Here is a 20,540-nt window from a genome sequence, read left to right as displayed (position 1 = left end):
CGGTCGCAGCGCGCGACGCCGGTGGATGCGCCGCGCGTGCGGACATCCTCCGTCGTCGCCTCGCGATTGCGAACGAGGAGCGCGGCGGCGAAGCACGGCCTCGTTCCGTCGACCAGAGCTGCATCGACGGGCCGACGCCACATGCCTCATGAGGCAGGTAAGCGTCTGTCGCTCGCCCTTCTCGACCGCAGCTCAACGGCCCCGGCTCCAGGAGTCACAGCGACATCGTCGCCGTGCCCCAGCCCCACAGCTTCTTGATCTTCGGGCAGCGCCGGCGGAGCTCGAGCATCGCCGCCTCGTTGCCGCCGTAGTTCGGAAAAATGTCGACCAGCGCGACGTCGGCCGCGAGCGTCGGCAGGACCGCGAACGCGTCGCCCACGATCACCGTCAGCCGTTTTTTCAAGTGCGGGCGGATCTTCGGCAGATAGAAGTCGACCAGCTCCTGGCTGAGCTCGACCAGCACCACCTCCTTGACCTGCAGTCGGCGCGACACCTCGATCAGCTGATGGCCAAGGCCGAGGCCGGCGATCACCACACGACCCTTGGCCAGGCGCGTGCCCTCGCGCAGCGTGATCAGCTCGGCCGGCGTCAGCGACATCCACGGCGACTCGTTCCACAGCCCCGGCTCGCCCTCGCGGCACTGGAAGATCGCCGGGATCGGCACGTCGCTGTCGAAGATCACCGAGCCCGTCTGCGAGCCCCACCATGTCAGCAGGCGACGACCCGCGCGGTGCAGGCGGATGCAGTAGCGGAACAGCTTGTTCGGCGAGTCGGCGTGCTCGGCCGGGTTGAGCTCGGCCACCGGCGCGTCGCTCGGCGCCAGCTCCGGGAAGGCGATGAAGGGCCGGTACGACGCGCCGACGATGTTGAGCTCGGGCGCCCACTTCATCGCCGCGTCCCACGGCACGCAGCTGCGCATGCGTCGCTGGTACTCCTCGAAGATCTCCAGCTTCTGGGCCGGCGTCAGCTCGATCTTGGTCATGCCGCGCCCAGTGTATCAGCGCGCAGCCAGCGGCACGCCGCCGCCGCGACGGGGACGTAGAGGAGCACGAGGATCTCGCCGTAGACGCGCGGCTCGTAGATGTTGGCGACCAGCATCAGCCCGAAGAACCACGCCAGCGCGACCAGGGCGAGCCGCCGGTGCTCGGCCGGAATTCTCTTCCAGAGCAGCACCCACGCCAGCGGCAGCAGCGCGAAGTACATCGGCAGCCACAACCAGTGGACCGGCTCCGCCAGCCACTCGAGGTTGTGCAGCCACCGCGGCGTGTTCTTTCCGAGGGCGAAGTGCAGCGCGGGCCCGGGGTTGTCGGGCAGCGCGAGCGCGACCGCCAGGCGCGCCGCGGCCACCGCGGCCGTCATCGCCAGCACCGGCCGGATCACCTCGAAAATGTCCCTCAGGACATGTCTCGAGAGCCCGACGTGCAGCGCCAGCGCGGCCGCCGGGATCAGCGCCGCGCTCTCGCGGTTCAGCGCGGCGACGAAGCACAGCGCCGTCGCCGCGGCGAACCGCCGGCTGGCCACCAGCGCCAGGCCGCCCGCGGTGAACGCCATCGCCGGCGTGTCCCACGGGTAGAACACCGCCCACTTGTGCTTCAGCAGCAACGGGAACGCCAGCAGCGCGAAGAAACATGTCGCGAAGAACATGTCCCATCGCGCACCCACGAGCGGGCGCAGCGCAGCGCGCAGGGCGAACCACAGCGCCAGCGCGGCCGCGGCCTCGAGCGCGCCCCACACCAGCGCCAGCGGCCAGTCGGTCGCCGCGCGCAGCGGCCAGGCGACGAGCGACATCAGCGGCCGGTGGCCGAACGGCAGCGGCGCGGTGAATTCGGCGATCTGCGCCCACGTGGCGCCCTTGTACTCGCCGTTCATCTGCAGGCGGAGGGCGGCCCAGCCGGCGGCCAGGAGGACCAGCGCCCCGCCGCGACATGCCCTTGCGAGCATGTCCTCAGAGGCAGCTACTTCCCGGCCGTCGCGCGCTTCCACAGCGCCTTGCCCATGTCGACGAGCCCGCGCGCGCGGCCGGCCAGGCTCGTGCTGTAGAGGATGTGGAGGATCGCCTTGCCCTGCTCGTAGGTGCCGGGGCGGACCGGGTACATCTCGACGGCGGCGTGGATCGGCAGGCGGTCGGTGATCACGGCCTTGACGTTGGACAGCCCGCGCAGGCCCTCGGGGCCGTTGAGGCGGCCGAAGCCCGAGCCGCGCACGCCGCCGAACGGCAGCTCGTGGGCCATGTAGTGCATGGCGAAGTCGTTGATCACCGTCGAGCCGGCGACGATCTGGCGGGCGATCCGCTCGGCGCGGGCGCGGTCGCGCGAGAACACCGACGACGACAGCCCGTAGGCCGAGTCGTTGGCCAGGCGGATCGCCTCCTCCTCCGAGCGCACGCGCATGATCGCGATCACCGGGCCGAAGGTCTCCTCGCGCATGATCTTCATGTCGTGGTCGACGTCGACCAGCACCGTCGGCTCGAAGTACTGCCCGCCGGGGCCGCGCTTGCCGCCGGCGAGGATCCGCGCGCCGCGGTGGACCGCGTCGGCGACCAGGCGCTCGACGATGTCGACCTGGGCCGGCATCGTCATCGCCCCGACGTCGACCGTGCCGCCGCCGAGCGGCGGGCCCTGGCGCAGGCCGCCGACGATGCGGGCGACCGCGGCGACGAACTCGTCGTAGACCGCGTCGAACACGTAGATCCGCTCGGCCGCCATGCACAGCTGGCCGGCCGACGTCAACGTCCCGATCAGCGCGTTGTGGATCGCCTGGTGGATGTCGGCGTCGTCGCACACGATCATCGGGTCCTTGCCGCCGAGCTCGAGGATCACCGGCGTCAGCGTCTCGGCCGCGGTCTGCAGCACGCGCTTGCCGTTGGCCATCGAGCCGGTGAAGATCACCTTGTCGACGCCCGCGCCGACCAGCGCCGCGCCGGTCTCGGCGTAGCCGGTGATCAGCTGCACGAGGTCGGTCGAGTGGCCCTCGGCCCGCAGCGCCTCGTCGAAGATCTGCTGGATCCGCGGCGCCGACCAGGACGTCCACTCGGACACCTTGATCATCGCCGCGTTGCCGGCCATCAGCGCCGGGATCGCCGGCGCGAGCACGTTCTGCAGCGGGAAGTTCCACGGGCAGATCGCCGCGATCACCCCCAGCGGGTGGTACTCGATGCGCGCGGCCTTGTGCATGAGCACGCCGGACGAGACCTTCTGCGGCCTGAGCGCCTGCTCGGCGTGGGCCAGGTTCCAGCGCAGCATCTCGCAGATCGGCCACATCTCGACGGTCGCGTTCTCGAGCGTCTTGCCGGAGTCGCGGCTGATGAGGCGGCACAGCTCGTCGGTGTGGTCGAGCAGGTGCTGGAGGATCCGGCGCACCACGCGGCGGCGCTGGGCGAAGCTCGTCTTCGCCCACGCGGCCTGCGCAGCCCGGGCGCGCTCCAGGCGGGCGTGGACCTCGGCGCGGTCCATGACCGGCACCTCGCCGAGCGACTCGCCGGTGGCCGGGTCGGAGCAGGGGATGGTCGAGCGCGCGGCGGCGAGGCTCTTCGGCGAGGCGGCGGTGTCCATGGCGCGGGGACCCTACCGCAAACCGCCGCCTGCCTGCGCGTGATCCGCCCCACTGTGGCGCCCTCGTGGTCCGCCCCATGCTGGCCCGCCGGCCGGCGTGACAGTTTGGCAGCCGGCCGCACTTGAGCGCGTCATCGTGTCCGACTAGCTTGTGGGTATGCGGGTCGCGTCCACGCTCCTCGGCCTCTCGTTGCTCGCCGCGTGTACCAGCGAGTTCACTTTCTCCGATTCGGTCAACAGCCGGCTGTACGAGTTCAAGCCGCGGGCCGAGTACGGCGACGAGCTGAGCACCCCGTACGTGCTCGGGGCGCAGTTCGAGGTGTTCGTCGAGGACAACGACCAGGAGACCGACTTCGTCGGCTGGAAGGTCGAGAGCATGGACCCCAAGGTCCTGCAGCTGCGCGCCGAGCCGTACAAGATGAGCCCGCACATCCTCGTCGTCGAGGTCGGGGCCGTCGGCGAGGGCGTCACCGAGCTGCTGCTCAAGGACACCTCCGGCGCGATCCGTGGCAGCGCCGCCGTCGAGGTCAAGCGGCCGACCCGCGCCAAGCTGTTCGCCGCGCCGATCTACGCCCTCGACAACCCCGACTTCCGCGGCGAGACGCCGCACCCGCGGATCCTCGTCGGCGGCACCGCGACCTTCGCCGTCGAGTACTTGCACGAAGACATCCGCCTGCAGGGCTCGACCGACATCCAGGTCGCCAGCAGCGCCGCGATCGACGCCACGATCCGTCACTCCGAGCTGGTCGACAACCGCAACTGGTTGCAGGTCAGCGTCGGCGCCCAGGGTCGGCACAGCGCCGAGCTGTGGCTCGGCGACGACCTCGTCGAGGAGGTCGACATCTACGGCGTGCCGAGCAGCATGATCGCCGGCGTCGAGCTGATCGACGGCGACGCCACCACGCCCGACGAGCTCGCCGGCGAGTGGCTCTTGGTCGCGCAGGCGGTCGCCGAGGACAAGCAGCCGATCTACGGCGTCGACTTCGAGTGGGCGCTGCCCGACCGCGGCTTCACCGAGCCGGGCGACGTGTTCATCTACGAGCACGACCCCGAGCAGGAGTTCCGCAAGATCACCGCGCGGGCCTACGGGGTCGAGTCGCAGATCTCCGTGCGCGTCGCGGCCGGCGAGCCGGCCTCGTCGAACGACACCTCGCTGACCTGCAGCGTCACCGGCGGTCCGCCGCCCTGGGCCCTCGGCCTGTTGCTGCTCGGGCTGCGTCGCCGTCGTCGCGGCTGAGCGAGTTTCCGCGCTCGGCGAGTCCCGGAGCTGCCCCTCCGCAGCAAGAGGGGATCTCCGCTTCCGCTGACGAGAATTTCCCCTCGCTGTGCTAGCGTGCGGCATCGGGGAGTTCTCATGAGAAACGAGCTTAAGTCCTTAATCGCCGCCTCCGTGGTGTTCGCCTGCGGGGACAACGGTGGGCGCGACGACGGGGGGGCGACGGCCACGTTGACGCCGCCGACCTCGAGCCCGACGTCGACGATCACCGCGACCGAGCCGGGCACCGCCTCGGAGACCGCGGGGCCGACCAGCGAGACGCCCACCATGGGCACCGGGAGCGACAGCAACGCGACCACCCAGAGTCCCACCGATCCGACCGAGGGTGTCACCGGGACCTCGATGAGCAGCGACGGCGGGCCCAAGTTCGACCTCGGCGTCACGCCCGACGGCGGCATGGCCTGCAGCGGCGGCGGCGGCGGCGGCGAACCTGACTTTTCGTACATCTGGATCGCCAACAGCGGCCAGGGGACGATGAGCAAGATCAACACGGTGAACCTGGTCGAGGAGGGCCGCTACATCGTGCGCCCCGACTCGGCGGGCAACCCGTCGCGCACCTCGGTCAACCTCTCGGGCGACGTCGTGATCGCCAACCGCAACGGCGGGTTGACGAAGGTGTACGCGCAGGCCGAGCGCTGCGCCGACACCAACGGGATGCCGGGGATCCAGACGGCCGTCGACGGCAACTACCTGCCGTGGGGCGTCGAGGAGTGCGTCGCCTGGTACACGCCGATGAGCTACATCAGCCAGCGGCCGGTCGCGTGGACGCAGGGCAATTTTAACAAGGCGACGTGCCAGTGGGAGAACCAGAAGATCTGGACCTCCGGCAACAACGACGACTTCGTCAACGCCGACAACCAGCTCGACGTCCTGCTCGTCAACGGCGACACCGGCGCGATCGAGGCGACCGTCAACGTGGTCGGCGTGAACCCCGACTACTACGGCATCTACGGCGCCGCGGTCGACGGCGACGGCAACTTCTGGGGCTCGCAGCTCGGCGTCGGCCAGCTCGTGTTCATCGACCGGCTCAGCCTGCAGTACAAGCTGTGGCCGATGGCGATGTCGGGCTACGGCATGACCGTCGACTCGAAGGGCTACGTGTGGACCTGCAGCGGCAGCGGCGCGGCCCGCTTCGACCCGATGACCGAGACGTGGCAGACCGTGCAGGTCCCCGGCGGCGGCGGCTGCATGGAGGACGGCGCCGGCACCCTCTACATGTCCGGCGGCGCCAACAACATCATCGCCGTCGACACCGAGACGCTGGTCCAAAAGGACGTCCTGCCCGTCCCCAGCTACGTCCACGGCATCAGCATCGACTTCTACGGCTACGTCTGGGGCGTGACGCTGTCCGAGCCCTACGCCTACCGCGTCCACCCGGTCATGAAGACGGTCGACACCTTCACCGGCCTGACCGCCCCCTACACCTACAGCGACATGACCGGCTTCGCCCTCAGCAACGCCGGCTCGCCGTCGGGCTAGAGCGCCGCCGCCTCCCCGCTCCCCGTCCTTCGCCCCGCTGGCCTCGGCCTCCGCGGCTCGTCGGCGCCCCGGAGCGTCTCGCCCTTCCTCGCCCTGCTTCAGCCCGCTGGCCGCACCCCCTTCTCGCCGGTGTGCCGGAGCCGGGCGCGAGGCAGGCGCCGGTCGCGACGAAGGGCCATGTCCTCGCGGACATGGCCCTTCGGGCATGGGCCTCGCAACCTGTCCTCGAGGGACAGGCGCCGCTCAGCTGTTCTGGATCTTCACGCCCGAGGCGGTGAGCACGTACTCGGTGCGCTCGCCGGAGGCGGAGGCCGGGTCCTTGCCGGCGTCCTTCTCGAGGTGCTTGACCTGGGCCTCGGTGAAGGTGCGGGCCTCGAGGGTGCCCTCGACGACCACGGGCTTGCCCTTGGTGTCCATCGGCACGGTGAAACCGTGGTCCTTCATCAGGATCCGGGCCTGCTGGTCGCCGTCCTTCACGACCATCCAGCAGCCCTTCTTCTGGCACACGCTGTCGACGGTGCCGCTGACCTGGACGGCGTCCTTGGGCAGGGCGTCCTTGCCGGCGGCGAGGATCGGGCCGAGGGGCCTCGTCTCCTTCAGGGCGAACGCCGCGCCGAAGTGGCCGGGCTCGCCGGAGTTCGGGGTGCCCTCGGCGCCGCCGTGCGGGCAATCGGCCTCGTCGCCTTCCTTCTTGTGGGCGTCGGCGTAGATGCAGCCCTCTTCGCCCTCGTGCTTCTCGGCGGCGGCGACCTTCTCGTCGGGCTTCGCGGGCGCTTCGGCCTTCGCGGGTTCGGCGACCTTCGCCGGCTCGGCAGCGGGCTGGGCGGCGGGGGCAGCGGCGCCGCCCTGACAGGCGAGGACGGTGCATCCGAGGAGCGAGGCGAGGATCGCGTGGCGGACGTGCATGGCGCGGAGTGTGAAAGGGCGACCTGGGGCTGTCAATCAGTGCCTGCCTCACACCTGGACCCTGGCGGCGAACGGGCGTAAATCTGCCGCCGCATGTGCGCAGCGAAACATTCGGCGCTCTCGTGGACCCTCGCCCTCGGCCTGCTCGCGGCATGCACGCGCGAGTCCGGCGGCCAGTCGACGGTCCACGCGCCCGAGGTCCCCGAGGCCGCCGCCCGACCGCGCCTGGTCGTCCTGCTGGTCATCGACCAGATGCGCGCCGACTACCTGTCGCGCTACGCCGACCTCTATACCGGCGGCCTGGCCCGCTTGCGCCAACAAGGCGCGCTGTTCGAGGAGGCCCACGTCCAGCACGCGCTGACGTTCACCGCCCCCGGCCACGCCAGCGCGTCGACCGCGACCCACCCGAGCCGCCACGGCGTCATCGAGAACGAGTGGTACGACCGCGACGCGCGCAAGAAGGCCTACGCCGCCGACGACAAGGACGCCCGCATCGTCACCTCCGGCCCGCGCGCGGGCTCGCCCGACGGCCGCTCCCCCGAGCAGCTGATGCGCCCGGCGATCGGCGACTGGCTCAAGGAGCAGGTCCCGAAGGCCAGAGTGTTCTCGGTCGCCTTCAAGGACCGCGCGAGCGTGATGATGGGCGGGCAGCACCCCGACCGCGCCTACTGGTTCGACGCCGCCGCGGCCGGCTACGTGTCGTCGAGCTGGTACGGCGAGTCGCTGCCGGCGTGGGTGGTCGACTTCAACAGCGAGACCCGCGTGTTCCGCCGCTTCGCCGAGGGCTGGCAGCGGCTGCGCGACGCGGCGACGTACGCGCGCTCGGGCGCCGACAAGGTCGAGTTCGAGGCCGACGGCGTCCACACCGAGCTGCCGCACGGCTTCGACGACGGCACCCCGCAGGCCCGCGACAGCTTCCTCAAGGAGCTGCAGTGGACCCCGTTCGGCGACGAGCTGACGCTCGCGTTCGCCCAGCGCATGCTGAAAGAGGAGCAGCTCGGCGCCGACGCCGACCCCGACATCCTGCTCGTCAGCTGCTCGAGCGCCGACTACGTCGGCCACCGCTACGGGCCGATGAGCCACGAGGCCCAGGACTACTACATGCGCCTCGACGGCTACCTCGACGTGTTCCTGCGCGAGCTCGACGCCCAGGTCGGCGCCGGCAACTACGTCCTCGCCCTCACCGCCGACCACGGCGCGATCCCGATCCCCGAGCTCCTGGCGCAGTCGGGCCAGCAGAAGGACGCGCGCCGCGTCACCATGGCCGACTACAAGGCGCAGGTCACCCGCCAGGTCGGCGCCGCCACCCAGGCGCTGAACCTGCCGCCGGAGATCTTGCTCGACATCGGCGAGACGGGGGTGTGGCTCGACGTCGCCGCGGCGGAGGCCAAGGGCGTGAGGCCCGACCTGCTGCGCGCGGCCGTCGGCAAGGAGCTGGCGAAGCTCGACTTCGTCGCCGAGGTGCTCACCGCCGACGTGCTGTCGGGCGCCGCCCCCGACACCGGCGCGTCGGAGTTCCTCGAGCGCTACCGCCGATCGTTCTTCCCCGCGCGCAGCCCCGACGTGCTGATGCGCTTCAAGGAGTGGACGCTGGCGGCGACCTTCCCGAAGGGCACCAGCCACGGGTCGCCGTACCGCTACGACACGCACGTGCCGGTGCTGTTCTTCGGCGCGCAGGTGGTGGCGAAGACGCTCGCGGAGCCGGTCGGCACCGTCGACGTCGCGCCGACGCTGGCCGAGTTCCTCGGCATCACCCCGCCGGCGCAGGTCGACGGTCGCAGCCTGGCGAGCCTGGTCACGACGCGATAGCGTGCGGGCCATGGCCTCGCGCGCATCTACCCTTGCGATCCTCCTGACCTCCGCGCCGCTCGTCCCCGCCTGCGGGGACGACGGCAGCCAGACCACCGCCGACACGACGTCGACGAGCGACGCGACCACCACGGACGCGACCTCGACGACCGACACGACGTCGACGACCGGGCCGACCACCGGCACCTCGGAGCAGACCACCACCGGCGACCCGCCGACGACGTCGCTCACCACCACCGAGGCGACGACGTCGACGTCGACCACCGACCCGGAGACGTCGACGACCACCGACGGGACCACCGGCGACGACCTCGACTGCATGACGATCGAGCCCGGGCCGTTCACGCCCGAGCTGATCGGCGAGGGCTATGACGGCAGCGAAGACCTCGGCTTCGACGGCAAGGGCGGGCTCGCGCTCAAGCGCGGCGACACCGTGGTGATCGTCACCGCCGAGATGCTGGAGACGGACCTCGCGGGCGGCTTCCCGCAGGTCTACGGCACCCGCTTCGCCACCACGGGCGAGCTGCTGGTCGCGCTGCCGCAGTCGGGCGACCTGCAGGGGATCACCACCGACGGCATGGTCGGCGACCTCGCCGGCGGCCTGCAGAGCCCCAACGGCCTCTACGTCGACCCCGCGGGCCGGGTGTGGCTCACCGAGTTCGGCGGCAGCCGGGTGGTCCGCTTCGACGCGCAGTTCAACAAGAGCACCGTCTACGAGGGGCCGATGGCGTCGAGCGCCAACGGGGTGGTGCTCGACGAGGCGCGCAACCTGCTGTTCTTCACCAACTACGGCGCCGGTCGGGTGCTCAAGCTCGAGGTCGACGACCTCGGCGAGCCCGTCGGCGAGCCGAGCGAGGTCCTCACGGTCCCGGGCGCCCGGCTCGACGGCCTGGCGCTCGATCAGTGCGGCAACATCTACGCGGTCGACCAGGGCGACAGCCGGCTGTTCCGCGGGCTCCTCGACGCCGAGGCCCAGCTCGTCGGCCAGCCCGAGCTGCTGGCCGAGTTCGCCAGCAACGTCGCCAACGCCCAGTTCGGCTGGGGCGTCGGCTGGGACCCCGAGAGCCTGTACCTCTCGGGCAACCCCGGCGACCTCTACCGCCTCCCGGTCGGGATCGCCGGCGCCCCGATCGGCCTGCCCTGAGGGGCATGCGCGAAAGAGCATGTTCTCCAGAACATGCTCTTCAAAACATGTCTTCTGTATATTTTCACTTGAAGGTGATGCGGAACACCTGGGAGGTGCAGGTCTTGACCGCCTTGCCTTCGACCATGAACGGGCGGAACCGCCAGGTCTTGATGGTCGAGCGGATCACCTCGTCGACGGCCGGGTCGCCGGGGAACGCCTTGACCGTGCGGATCTCCGTGGTGCGGCCGGTCGCGTCGACGCAGAACGACGTCTCGTTCTCGCCTGGCCGCTTGTCGAACATGCCGGCGCGGGTGGCCGCGAGCCGGTCCTGGTCGGGGTTCGGGGTGTAGACGGCCTGCGCGCGCACGACCGCGAGCGGCACCGGGGCGCGTTGCTCGCTCTTCGGCTGGCGCGGGGCGGCCAGCGTCGGCGTGGAGAAGCCTGGCGGCAAGCGATGGACGCCGGGGATCCCCGTGGCGACGCCGGGCACGCCGATCGGCGCGGTGCCGGTGGCCGTCGGCGCGCCGTTGCCCACCGGGCCGGGCCGCGGCTTCGGGGGCGGGAGCAGCTCGGTGAAGTCCTCGGGCGGCTCGTCGTCCGGCTTCGGCTCCTCCGGGACCTCCTTGTCCTCCGGTTCGGTGCGCGCCGGCGCGGGCGGCAGCGGAGGCGGCGGCAGCGGGGTGTCGAGCGACATCTGCACGAGCACGAAGTTGGCGTTCGGCGGCGCGACCTGAGCGATCTGTAGCTTGCCCATGAGCCAGGTGAAGCCGAGCGCTCCGACCGTGAACAGCCCGGCGAGGTGAGCCGCCACCACCAAGCGCAGACGACGGCGACGGTCCGGGACGTGCTGATGCAGGTAGTGTTCGAACATGGTCTCACGCTAACGACCCGAGACCTCCCGCGGACCGGACGCGCTTCGGAAGACAACGCGTCGCGCGACGAGGCTCGCGAGAGACGTCCGCGCTGCCGATACCCTGGCGTCGGTATTCACTCGCGACATCGGACCTCGCGCGGACCGGACCGTGCGGCTCACGAGCCAAGCAAGCGTGCTGGCGAGGACGGGGCTCGCGGTGAGCGGACAGCGACCTCCGGCGCAGTCGAGCTCGAGCCTGGTCGGTGACGGCTCGCAGAGAGGCGGTGAACGATGCGTCGCGAGCGGGAGCTCGGGTCGCAGCGAGTCGGCCTGCGACTCCCGACGAGCTCGGGCTCGAGCATGGCCGCCGCGCGACTCGGAGAGCTCGGCCGTTTGCTGGTGAGCATCGGCGGCTTCGACGGGTGTCGAGGTGCGAGCGAGGTTCCTGCCGATCTCGCACTCGGTCGGGACGGCGACGAACGGCGCGTCGATCCTCGAGGCCGCGGACGGCGTCGGCGGGTCCGCGAGCGGCTACGCCGGGTCGTGTGGCCCCTGGCGCTGGCGGTCATCCGTACGGGGCTGCGGCCGGCGACGCGAGGGACGACCTCGATGCACGAGGGGGAATTTCGCCCCGTGCTGCCGATGGGTTCGCTGTGGCATCCTCGGGCCGTGAGCGTGCAAGGCATCCTCGTGCGCGCGGCCCGGGGCGTGTACGTCTGCTGGTCGTACGTCGAGCTCGCGTTCGCCGGCGCGTTCCTGTTCATCGCGCCATGGTGGGCGTTGCGGGGGATCCCCGCGATGGCGGTGTTGTTGGCGGCGCTCGGGGTGGGGTTCGACCTCGGCAGGCTCGCGGACATGCTCGCGTGGGCGCCGGCGTGGGTGCGACGGGCGGCGGTGGGGCTGGCGGTCGCCTCGCACGTGCTCGTCGGTGGTTGGGGCGTGGTCGAGTGGTCGCGGCCGATCGATCCGGCGTGGGCTCCGCTGGCGGGCAGCGCCGACTGGTCGGACCCACTGCTCGTCTTCTCGCAGGTCGACGGGTTCGTCGTGCAGAGCGGCGGTGGCCGCGTTCTGGCCTGGACCGACGACGACTGGCGCGACCTCGGTGAGCCGCCCGGCGGGCGCGCCTGGGAATTTCACGCCGCGCCCGACGGAGCGCTGTGGACGGCGCCGGTCGGCGTGGCGCGGCTCGACCGGCGCGACCCGGTCAGCGGGCAGTGGCGGTCGATCGGCCGGCCGGCCGGGGAGTTGAAGTCGCTGACCGTCGGCGGCGGCGAGCTGCTCGTGACCGTCGACGGCGCGCTGCACCGGCTCGACCTGGCGAAAGGGACATGGTCGAAAGAACAGATAGCCGGCCGGGTGGAGCAGGTCGCGCTCGGCGGCGGCTCCGCCGTCGTGCTCGGGGGATCGTGGTGGTCGCGCGACGGCGGCGGGGAGTGGGTCGACCGCACGCCGCCCGAGCGCGGCGACGGGTGGTTCTACCCGGCCGTCGGCGGTGGGTGGCGTTACGCGTGGCACAGCGGCGTGTGGTCGAGCGATCTCTATGTCGCACCACCTGGCCGGTCGTTCGAGCCGAGGACGCCGCCGGCGCCGGACTTGCGGGTGATGGTGCCCGACCCTGACGACGGGGCACGGGTGATCGCCGGGTCGTGGGGACAGGGTGTTTGGGGCAGCGACGACGGCGGCGCGACGTGGACGGCGCTGGGTCTGGAGCGCGTCCAGGTGCGGAGCCTGGCCGTCGATTGGCGCCGCGGTGTCGTTTGCGCCGCCTCTTCGAACACGATCTGGGACCGCGGCGTGTTCTGCCGCGAACTCCCACACGGACAACCGTCCGGCGTTTCAGAGCCCACGGCGCCGACGGGAAGTCCCTGACGACCGGGGCGCGGAGCCCGGCTTTTGCGATCTGGGATACACAGTTTTCCCACCCGTGAGTTGCGGCGATGGATGGATCGAGCCTTACGGCGCATAGTACTCTGATGTTCCCCCCTTGGCGGAAGCACCTGGAGTTCGGTGTCGTGATCGCTAACAGCCCTCGCCGGTACACGCATCTGGTCAACCTGATCGCGCAGCGCAGCAGCGCATTGCTGACGCGCGATCCGAACTGCTCGCACGACTACATGACGTGGGTGCGCTCGCTCGAGCAGACCTTCGGGGTCAGCATCGAAGTGCAGACCGTCATGGACCCTGAAGGTCGGCCCTCGGCGATCGGCGGCACGATCTGCGAGAGCGAGCGGCCCGACTGTCGGTTCATCTTCCAGGTCGACGGCGACGAGACCCGCTGCGCGCTCCGCTACACGTAGCGTCCGACGCGATCGTTTTTTCGCATGGCGCATGGGCCATGTGACGTCGTGACGTTGGGCTTGCGCGTGAGCGTGGTCGGCCGAGAGGTGGCCGAGAACATCGATGGCGAGCCCGAGCCGCAGAGCTCGCACGCGGGCGGATCTGCGCGATCACGGGGTCTCCGGCGGGCCCGGCGAGCCGGGCCTGTCGAACAGTTGATACGCCCGGGCCGATGGTCTAGGCTGCGATTCTAGCTACAGGACGCGCTCCGAGCCCGCGGACGCGTCGTCTCCTACCCTTCGAGTCATGATCCGGAAGTCGCCCACGCCGCTCGCGTTGCCCGAGATCGTCCGGATCGTCGGAGCCGACGCGGCCTACCTGTACTTCTACTCGGAGAGCACCGAGCGGCTGCACCTCAAGTCGGCGCGCGACGCCGAGGGCAAGGAAGCCGACCTGGCGCTGGCGAGCGCCGCCGTGCTCGAGCGGGTGCGCCTCAGCCGCGAGCCGTTCGCCATCTCCGGCGACGCCGCCGGCACCGAGCAGCTCGACGGCAGCCCGCTGCCGCCGCGGCACATGCTGGCCGCGCCGCTGCTGCTCGGCCACCGCTTCTTCGGCGTCATCTACCTCGACCGGCCGCTCACCCGCGGGCCGTTCACGCAGGACGACGTCGACATCCTGCTGGCGATCGCCGACCACCTGGCGCTCGCGCTCGAGACGGCCCACACCGAGCGGCTCGAGCTCGAGCGCAACACGCTCGAGCGCCGCGCGCGTCGCCTGGCCCGCTCGAACGAGGAGGCGCTCGACGCCTCGCGGGCCAAGAGCGCCTTCATCGCCCACATGAGCCACGAGCTGCGCACCCCGCTGACGGCCATCATCGGCTACAGCGAGCTGCTCGAGGACGAGTTCAACGATGTCGTCCAGGCGGGGAGCTTCATCCCCGACATGCAGAAGATCCAGGCGGCCGCCAAGCACCTGCTGTCGCTGATCAACAACATGCTCGATCTGTCGAAGATCGAGGCCGGCAAGATGGAGCTCTTCCTCGAGGAGTTCGAGCTCGGGGAGGTCATCGACGAGGTGTCGATGACCGCGCGTCCGCTCATCGAGAAGAACCGCAACACCTTCGTGTCCCGCTGCGAGGACGCCCTCGGCCCGGTCCGCCTCGACCGCGTCAAGGTCCGCCAGGTCCTGCTCAACCTCCTCAGCAACGCCGCCAAGTTCACCAGCAGCGGCGAGGTCGCCCTGGCCGCCCACCGCAGGGCCACCGACCACGGCGAGCAGCTCGTCTTCACCGTGTCCGACTCCGGCATCGGCATGTCGCCCAGCCAGATCAAGCGCATCTTCCAGGAGTTCGCGCAGGGCAGCGCCGCGACCACCCGCCGGTACGGCGGCACCGGCCTCGGCCTCGCCATCAGCCGCAACTTCTGCCACCTGATGCGCGGCGACATCGAGGTCGAGAGCGCGCTCGGCCGCGGCACCACCTTCACCGTGCGCCTGCCCGTCCGCCTCGCCGAGGCCGACCTCGAGCCGCCCGTCGAGGTCGAGGCCGCCAGCAGCATGGACGGCGAAGAGGAGTCCATCGAGGAGAGCCCCGCGCGTTCGGGGGTCTACCCCTGGACCGTGTGAGCCCGTCGCCTCCGCCGGAGGACCGCAGCCGCGTCCGCAACCCCGGCCGCCGCCGTAGCGTTCGCGGCCGCCACAGCGCGGGCCCGCGTCCGCGTCCGTAGTCCGGCGCCGAAGGTTCACAGCGGCGGCTCGCGTCGCGGCGAGGCCGGCCAGGCCCACGCTCGCGAGCGTCGGCGACGTCCGATCGACGAGCGACGCCCGTGAGAGCGACGGCGCGCGCGTCGTTCGTCGCTGCGTGTTCTGGTCCAGATCGACAAGGTCGTCGCGCTCCGTGGCAAACTGCTGCAGTCACAGTAGGCCGCCTCGAGAACGAGTGGCCCTGGGGAGGAGAGCGATGGCTACGTCATATCGGAAGAAGGCAACGAAGAAGACCGCGAGCAAGAAGACGGCGAAGAAGGCCGCGCCCAAGAAGGCGGCGAAGAAGGCCGCCGCCAAGAAGCCGGCGGCGAAGAAGACCGCAGCCAAGAAGACCGCCAGCAAGAAGACCGCCAGCAAGAAGACCGCGGCGAAGAAGACGACGGCGAAGAAGACCGCCGCCAGGAAGACCGCGAGCAAGCGGCCGCCGCAGGACACGGCGCCGGTGGCCGCCGCGACCGCGGGCGGCGAGGGCGACGGCGGCGGCGCGGCGACGGCCGAGACCTCGGGCGGCAGCTCCGACTCGGAGGAGGAATCAGCCGGCGACTCCGAGGATGACTTAGCGGACATGTCCGAAGAGACCGGGCCCTCGGAGCTGGAGACCAGCCGGCGCCTCAGCGCCGACCTCGATGCGACCGCCGACACCGACGACGACGACGAGAGCCCCGCCGAGCTGGTGCTCCCGCCCGCCTCGGGGGCCCCGCTGGACGACGACGTGCTGTCCCGCCTCGGCGACGACGACGACGACCTCGATTGAGCCGCGCAGACGTCCCTGCGCCGCCGGGCTCGGAGGCGCAGCCGGACGGCCAGGCCGTGCGCCGCTCGCCGAGCCGGAACGAGAGCTCGCTCGCGAGGCCTTTCGATGTCCGCCACGGACGACCGCGATTGCGCCCGCAAAGCGTCCTTGCGCTCTCCTGTCCGGCCCCGGACGACCGCGATTGCGCCGGCGGAGCGCTCGAGGTGTCGCGGGCGATCTTCGGATCGCGGCCGGCAATCAGCCCGGGCCCAGTCGAACGCAGGTGTCGGTGACCTCGAGGTCGCGCCCGACGCCCCGGGGATCGACGCCTGCAACTCGAGCGTCCTGCGCAGGCTCGGCACCGCCGCCGAATCACGTCGACGAGGAGCCCCGCGCGGAGGACGGTGCGACTCCGAGCCGGGAGGCCGAACCACCCGGCACTTTCCCTTGCTCGGCGAGGACGCCGAGCTCGATGGCGCCTCTCTGCTCCGTTCCACGCGCACACCCGCTCGCGACGCTCGTTGCTTCTACAAGGGTCGGAGCAGTTCTGCGCGCATAGCGCGCGCTAACAGCTCTTGCGACGACCCTTCGTTCTGTTACAACTGAGAGTCATGGACGTTACGCGTACTCGAGATTTCCCGATGTTGTTCGAAGAAATCTCCCCCCAGGGCCCGCTCGCCCTGGCGCGGTTGCGCAGGCTCAGAAGTGACCTCTGCTGCCTGTTCGCGGCGGGCGGCGTGATCAGCGCGGTGATCCGCCTGGTCCTGATGGGCTGAGCGAAGGTGACAGCCTCGCGACGTGCATGTCACGTCGCCGGCGCGATTCCACGCGCGATGGTTCGCAAAAATCCGTGATCCGTTGAGGGACCTGGCGACGCTCATTCATCGAGTCATCGGTCTGTGTCCTCGACCGGTCACGGCGCACCTGGGCCTCGGTGTCCAGGGTTCGGGTCCAAGTGCGCCGTGGCCGGTCGCAATCTTTTCAAAGGCCAGAAGACGCGGCCGATGACGGCGCCGGTGTCACTTGCCCTGCTCGGGCGGTGAGACGATGGGCGGGAGCACCGGCGGCGGAGGCATGTCCGGCGGCGGGATCGTCGGCCGCCCACCCTTGAGCGACGTGTCGGGGTGGAGGAAGGCGTCGAACAGCGCCAGCGCGATGGCGAGGATCACAGGGCCGAGGAACAGGCCGACGATCCCGAACACCTGCAGCCCGCCGAGCACGGCGAAGAAGATGAACAGCTCGTGCAGCTTGGCCTTCTCGCCGACCAGCTTCGGCCGCAGGAAGTTGTCGACCAGGCCGATCACCAGCGAGCCCCACAGCGTCAGCCCGAGCGCCGCGCCCCACGAGCCGGTGACCGCGAGGTAGATCGCCGCCGGCACCCAGACCACGAACGCGCCCGCCAGCGGGATCAGCGACATGAAGGTCATCACCAGGCCCCACACCACCGCCGAGGGCAGGCCGATGACCCAGAACGCGAGCCCGCCGAGCGTGCCCTGCATCACCGCGATCACGAACACGCCGTAGACGCTGGCGCTGATGACCTCGCGGATGCGGACGATCAGCTGGTTCATGGTCCGCCCGCGCAGCGGCAGCGCGTTCGCCAGGGCGGCCCACAGCTTCGCCCCGTCGCGGAACAGGTAGAACATGGTGAAGAAGACGAAGAAGACCTCGATGACGATGCCGGCGATGCCGCCGAGGATCCCCCGCACGTAGCCGATCGAGTTCGAGGTCAGCTCGCCCATCGCCTGCTGCGCCTGCTCGATCGCCTGCTGCTTCACGGCCGCGATGTCGACGCCGCGCTCGGACAGCCACTGCGCCACCTTGCCGATCACCGGCGAGTTCGGATCCAGCAGGCTCGAGATCATGGCCTGCAAGGTCTCGAACGCGGGCGCGAGCTCGCGGACGAGGGCCAGGCCGATCAGCGCCGTGGGCACGCCGATCGCCAGCATGACGGCGAAGCAGGACACCAGGGCGGCGACATCCTGGTTCTTGATGCGCTGGCGGATCCGGTTGTGAACCGGGCCGAAGGCCGAGGTGAGGACGAGGCCCCACAGCAGCACCCGGACGAACGGCTGCAGCATCAACCAGCAGAGGTAGAAGGCGAGCGCGACTCCGCTCAGGAGGATGAGCCAGCGGACCTTCTCGCGCTTGTCTTCGGCTCGTTCGTCCACGGATTACCTCGTCAGCGGCGGTCAGAAAAAAAATCGCATCACCCTGTCATCCAAATCGGTCGGACAGGCACTTCATGATCACGCGGGTTCGCTGGTCCGCAGTCAGCGGATCCGTCGCCAACTGAGGCCGTCCCCCCTCAACGCTATCTAAGTCGACCCCCACCTGCTATCGCTATGCCGGGTGGGGTTTCGTATTTTGGTCGTCCGCGGCGTCGACCGGCTCGACCTCGAGGAGCGGGTCGCCCTGGGCGACATCCGACTCGTCGGCCTGGCAGACCCGGACCACCCGCGCGCGTGAGGGCAAGGCGTCGCCGCCGTACAGCACGCGGCTGAAGGTCTTCATGACCTCGATGAGGCCGACGGTCTGCCCCGGCTCGAGCACGGCGCCGACGCTGACGAAGGCGGGCTTGCCCGGGCCGGAGCGGGCGTAGAAGCGGCCGCTGGTGGGGGCACGCAGGACCGCGGCACCGCTGACGCCGGGGCGGGCGGCCGGGCCGGACTGGTTGGCGGCGGACTCGCCTCGCGTGGCGCTGGGGTCGAGGGTGAGCAGGATGTCGTCGAAGCCGACGGCGCGACGCGCGGGCCCGGGGCCGCGCGCCAGCGCCTCGTCGGCGACCACGAGGCCGCCGGCGCCGACGGGCGCGAGGACGTGGTGGACGACGCCGAGGATCTCGAGCGCGCCGATCGCCTGGTCAGGCCCGACGAGCATGCCCGGGTCGGGGGCGCCGCGGAACATGCCGACGCCGGGCGCGAGCAGGCGCTGCCGACCGTCGGGCCCCGCAGCCAGGCGCGCGCGGAGCACCGGCGGAGTGAGGCGAGCGTCGAGGACGAAATTCTTGACGGGCATGGTCAGCGGATCCCTCCGGTGAGCACCGCGAGGTCGTGCATGGTCCAGATCCGCGGGTTCTTCACCCGCCGGTACCCTGCGTACTGGTAGCTCATCTCGACGAGCGCGCAAAGGTAACTGCGGAGCTCGCTGACCCCGACGATCTCGTCGGTGTCCATCTGCCGGGCCGCGACGTACGGGTCCATGTCGGCCTCGATGCGCTGCTCGACCGCCCGCATGCCAGCCTCGATGGCGCGCCGCTCCTCCGGATCCTTGGCGAGGATCTCGAAGTTGTCGTCGAGCTTGGTGTTGTAGGTGGCGATCGACAGCGTGCGACCTTCCATCACCGAAAGCCGCGTGAGGCAGGTGGAGAGCTGCACCACGGGGTCGTAGGGCAGGCCGGCCATGGCGTAGTAGCCGGCGCCGGAGGCCTTGCGCAGCAGCACCGTGAACATCGGCGTGGTGTTGGTGCTGTTGGTGTAAATGAGGTTCGAGCCGTAGGCGAGCAGGCCCTGCCGCTCGGCCTCGACGCCGATGTCGAAGCCGGAGATGTCCTGCAGCCAGATGATCGGCAGGCCGTCGCTGTCGCACGCGCGCGAGAAGGCGGAGATCTTGGCGATGCCGGCGCGGTAGAGGGTGCCGCCGGGGCGCCGCGCGCCGGGGTGCTCGGGGTCGCCGACGAGACCCTGGCGGTTGATGATGAAGCCGGCGTAGAGGCCGCCGACCCGGCCGACGCCGCAGATCATCTCCTCGCCGGCGTCGGGCATGAGCTCCCAGAACAGGCTCTGGTCGCACAGGCGCGCGAGCACCTGATAGGCGTCGTAGCCCTCGCGGTGGTCGACGGGCATGAGGCCGCACAGCTCGTGCGCGGGGAACAGCGGGTCGATCGCGCCGGCGTCGCCGCGGTAGAAGTCGGCGCCCGAGCTCGGCAGCTTGCGGACCTCGCGGCGCAGGCAGTCGATCAGCACCTCGTCGTTGGGCACGCGCCGGTCGGCGCAGCCGCTCAGATGCACGTGCACCTCGGGGCCGCCGATGTCGAGGCTGGTCAGCTTCTGGCTCTTGGCGCCCTTGATCAGCGCGGCGCCGGCGATGACCATGTAGGCCTGCTCGGTCATGTAGACGCGGTCGCTGATGATCGGCATGTAGCCGCCGCCGGCGATGCAGTCGCCGAACACGCCGGCGAGCTGCGGCACGCCGTTGGCCGACAGCAGGCTGTTCATCTTGAAAATGTGCCCCGCACCCGTGGCGCCGGGGAAGCTCTTCGACTGCTCGGGCAAGAACAGGCCGGAGCAGTCGACGAGGTAGATCGTCGGCAGCCGCAGCCGCAGCGCCATCGTCTGCGCCCGCTCGATCTTCTCCGGCGTGCGCGGCCACCACGAGCCCGAGGCGACGGTGTTGTCGTTGGCGATGACCATGCACCACCGCCCCTCGACCCGACAGAACGCGGTGACCACCCCGGCCGCCGGCGAGGTCAGCTTGTCGCCGAACACCAAACCGTCGTTGACGAAGGTGCCGACCTCGAACGGCCGCGTGCCGGGGTCGATCAGCCGGGCGACGCGCTCGCGCGCGGTCAGCTTGCCCTTCGCGTGGACGCGGGCGACGTAGGCGTCGCCCCAGCCGGCGTGGACGGCGGCCCGGCGCGAGGCGAGGGCGGCTTCGAGGCCGCCGAGCGCCTTGCGCTGCTCGTCGAAGGTGCGGGGGTCGGCGGCCTGCTCGCGCGGGGTGCCGATCGGGACCAAAGGGACATGTGCCATCGGTCAGGTTCCTGGGAG

General features: G+C 70.7%; 17 protein-coding genes. 9 read left to right on the top strand and 8 right to left on the bottom strand.

Features of this window, described 5'->3' with window-relative positions; translation table 11 throughout:
• Window positions 1-214: 214 nt before the first annotated feature.
• Genes NAEX_RS19050 through NAEX_RS19040 form a run of 3 tightly spaced genes read right to left on the bottom strand, consistent with a single transcriptional unit; the run spans window position 215 to window position 3,551 of the window.
• Window positions 215-982, bottom strand: coding sequence for a polyamine aminopropyltransferase (locus tag NAEX_RS19050; RefSeq protein ID WP_096328910.1), 768 nt, complete (start codon window positions 980-982; stop codon window positions 215-217).
• Window positions 979-1,941 carry a hypothetical protein gene (locus NAEX_RS19045; RefSeq protein ID WP_096328909.1) on the bottom strand — a complete coding sequence of 321 codons (963 nt, stop codon included), beginning with the start codon at window positions 1,939-1,941 and terminating at the stop codon, window positions 979-981. The genes NAEX_RS19050 and NAEX_RS19045 overlap by 4 nt, the downstream gene beginning before the upstream one ends.
• A gap of 14 nt (window positions 1,942-1,955) precedes the next feature.
• Window positions 1,956-3,551 (bottom strand): aldehyde dehydrogenase family protein, encoded by a 1,596-nt coding sequence (locus NAEX_RS19040; protein WP_096328908.1) that lies wholly within the window; start codon window positions 3,549-3,551, stop codon window positions 1,956-1,958.
• Between the two features lie 157 nt (window positions 3,552-3,708).
• Between NAEX_RS19040 and NAEX_RS19035 the strand changes: the two genes are divergently transcribed.
• The gene (locus tag NAEX_RS19035; protein WP_096328907.1) at window positions 3,709-4,788 is read left to right on the top strand and encodes an MYXO-CTERM sorting domain-containing protein; all 1,080 of its coding nucleotides are present in this window, start codon (window positions 3,709-3,711) and stop codon (window positions 4,786-4,788) included.
• 117 nt (window positions 4,789-4,905) lie between these two features.
• The gene (locus NAEX_RS19030) at window positions 4,906-6,306 is read left to right on the top strand and encodes an NHL repeat-containing protein (protein WP_143140476.1); all 1,401 of its coding nucleotides are present in this window, start codon (window positions 4,906-4,908) and stop codon (window positions 6,304-6,306) included.
• A gap of 243 nt (window positions 6,307-6,549) precedes the next feature.
• Here NAEX_RS19030 and NAEX_RS19025 read toward each other — a convergent pair whose 3' ends face one another.
• A complete protein-coding gene (locus tag NAEX_RS19025; RefSeq protein WP_096328905.1) occupies window positions 6,550-7,212 on the bottom strand; it encodes a DUF4920 domain-containing protein in 663 nt (220 codons plus the stop codon).
• 93 nt (window positions 7,213-7,305) lie between these two features.
• On the opposite strand from NAEX_RS19025, the gene NAEX_RS19020 reads away from it, so the two are divergent.
• Window positions 7,306-9,021 (top strand): alkaline phosphatase family protein, encoded by a 1,716-nt coding sequence (locus NAEX_RS19020; protein WP_096328904.1) that lies wholly within the window; start codon window positions 7,306-7,308, stop codon window positions 9,019-9,021.
• A gap of 10 nt (window positions 9,022-9,031) precedes the next feature.
• Window positions 9,032-10,165 (top strand): NHL repeat-containing protein, encoded by a 1,134-nt coding sequence (locus NAEX_RS50410; protein WP_170135827.1) that lies wholly within the window; start codon window positions 9,032-9,034, stop codon window positions 10,163-10,165.
• Between the two features lie 64 nt (window positions 10,166-10,229).
• Here the strand turns inward: NAEX_RS50410 and NAEX_RS19010 are convergent, their stop codons facing one another.
• The gene (locus tag NAEX_RS19010) at window positions 10,230-11,018 is read right to left on the bottom strand and encodes an energy transducer TonB (RefSeq protein WP_100792918.1); all 789 of its coding nucleotides are present in this window, start codon (window positions 11,016-11,018) and stop codon (window positions 10,230-10,232) included.
• Between the two features lie 651 nt (window positions 11,019-11,669).
• Between NAEX_RS19010 and NAEX_RS19005 the strand changes: the two genes are divergently transcribed.
• The 5 genes from NAEX_RS19005 to NAEX_RS53850 all read left to right on the top strand — a co-directional run bounded on the left by NAEX_RS19005 (window position 11,670) and on the right by NAEX_RS53850 (window position 16,547).
• Window positions 11,670-12,869 carry a beta propeller repeat protein gene (locus NAEX_RS19005; protein ID WP_143140477.1) on the top strand — a complete coding sequence of 400 codons (1,200 nt, stop codon included), beginning with the start codon at window positions 11,670-11,672 and terminating at the stop codon, window positions 12,867-12,869.
• 143 nt (window positions 12,870-13,012) lie between these two features.
• Window positions 13,013-13,297: a hypothetical protein gene (locus NAEX_RS19000; protein ID WP_143140478.1), complete on the top strand. Its 285-nt coding sequence runs from the start codon at window positions 13,013-13,015 to the stop codon at window positions 13,295-13,297.
• A gap of 286 nt (window positions 13,298-13,583) precedes the next feature.
• Entirely contained in the window at window positions 13,584-14,900 is a 1,317-nt protein-coding gene (locus tag NAEX_RS18995; protein ID WP_096328900.1) for a sensor histidine kinase, read from the top strand.
• Between the two features lie 334 nt (window positions 14,901-15,234).
• Window positions 15,235-15,792 carry a hypothetical protein gene (locus NAEX_RS52160; protein ID WP_177325906.1) on the top strand — a complete coding sequence of 186 codons (558 nt, stop codon included), beginning with the start codon at window positions 15,235-15,237 and terminating at the stop codon, window positions 15,790-15,792.
• Between the two features lie 620 nt (window positions 15,793-16,412).
• A complete protein-coding gene (locus NAEX_RS53850; RefSeq protein ID WP_256254039.1) occupies window positions 16,413-16,547 on the top strand; it encodes a hypothetical protein in 135 nt (44 codons plus the stop codon).
• A 243-nt stretch (window positions 16,548-16,790) separates the two neighbouring features.
• Here NAEX_RS53850 and NAEX_RS18985 read toward each other — a convergent pair whose 3' ends face one another.
• The 3 genes from NAEX_RS18985 to NAEX_RS18975 form a co-directional block, all read right to left on the bottom strand.
• A complete protein-coding gene (locus NAEX_RS18985) occupies window positions 16,791-17,942 on the bottom strand; it encodes an AI-2E family transporter (RefSeq protein WP_096328899.1) in 1,152 nt (383 codons plus the stop codon).
• 172 nt (window positions 17,943-18,114) lie between these two features.
• Window positions 18,115-18,789 carry an acetyl-CoA carboxylase biotin carboxyl carrier protein gene (locus NAEX_RS18980; protein WP_096328898.1) on the bottom strand — a complete coding sequence of 225 codons (675 nt, stop codon included), beginning with the start codon at window positions 18,787-18,789 and terminating at the stop codon, window positions 18,115-18,117.
• Between the two features lie 2 nt (window positions 18,790-18,791).
• Window positions 18,792-20,522: an acyl-CoA carboxylase subunit beta gene (locus NAEX_RS18975; protein ID WP_096328897.1), complete on the bottom strand. Its 1,731-nt coding sequence runs from the start codon at window positions 20,520-20,522 to the stop codon at window positions 18,792-18,794.
• Window positions 20,523-20,540 lie beyond the last annotated feature (18 nt).

Source organism: Nannocystis exedens, from assembly GCF_002343915.1.
In the GTDB taxonomy this organism is placed as follows: Bacteria; Myxococcota_A; Polyangia; order Nannocystales; family Nannocystaceae; genus Nannocystis; species Nannocystis exedens.
The sequence above is the reverse complement of the archived record's forward strand: the minus strand, read 5'-3'. Positions and strand labels throughout refer to the sequence as shown.

Coding starts and splice junctions, on each gene's coding strand:
- NAEX_RS19050 (WP_096328910.1), bottom strand. CDS start 982: ATGACCAAGATCGAGCTGACGCCGGCCCAGAAGCTGGAGATCTTCGAG.
- NAEX_RS19045 (WP_096328909.1), bottom strand. CDS start 1,941: ATGCTCGCAAGGGCATGTCGCGGCGGGGCGCTGGTCCTCCTGGCCGCC.
- NAEX_RS19040 (WP_096328908.1), bottom strand. CDS start 3,551: ATGGACACCGCCGCCTCGCCGAAGAGCCTCGCCGCCGCGCGCTCGACC.
- NAEX_RS19035 (WP_096328907.1), top strand. CDS start 3,709: ATGCGGGTCGCGTCCACGCTCCTCGGCCTCTCGTTGCTCGCCGCGTGT.
- NAEX_RS19030 (WP_143140476.1), top strand. CDS start 4,906: ATGAGAAACGAGCTTAAGTCCTTAATCGCCGCCTCCGTGGTGTTCGCC.
- NAEX_RS19025 (WP_096328905.1), bottom strand. CDS start 7,212: ATGCACGTCCGCCACGCGATCCTCGCCTCGCTCCTCGGATGCACCGTC.
- NAEX_RS19020 (WP_096328904.1), top strand. CDS start 7,306: ATGTGCGCAGCGAAACATTCGGCGCTCTCGTGGACCCTCGCCCTCGGC.
- NAEX_RS50410 (WP_170135827.1), top strand. CDS start 9,032: ATGGCCTCGCGCGCATCTACCCTTGCGATCCTCCTGACCTCCGCGCCG.
- NAEX_RS19010 (WP_100792918.1), bottom strand. CDS start 11,018: ATGTTCGAACACTACCTGCATCAGCACGTCCCGGACCGTCGCCGTCGT.
- NAEX_RS18995 (WP_096328900.1), top strand. CDS start 13,584: ATGATCCGGAAGTCGCCCACGCCGCTCGCGTTGCCCGAGATCGTCCGG.
- NAEX_RS52160 (WP_177325906.1), top strand. CDS start 15,235: ATGGCTACGTCATATCGGAAGAAGGCAACGAAGAAGACCGCGAGCAAG.
- NAEX_RS53850 (WP_256254039.1), top strand. CDS start 16,413: ATGTTGTTCGAAGAAATCTCCCCCCAGGGCCCGCTCGCCCTGGCGCGG.
- NAEX_RS18980 (WP_096328898.1), bottom strand. CDS start 18,789: ATGCCCGTCAAGAATTTCGTCCTCGACGCTCGCCTCACTCCGCCGGTG.
- NAEX_RS18975 (WP_096328897.1), bottom strand. CDS start 20,522: ATGGCACATGTCCCTTTGGTCCCGATCGGCACCCCGCGCGAGCAGGCC.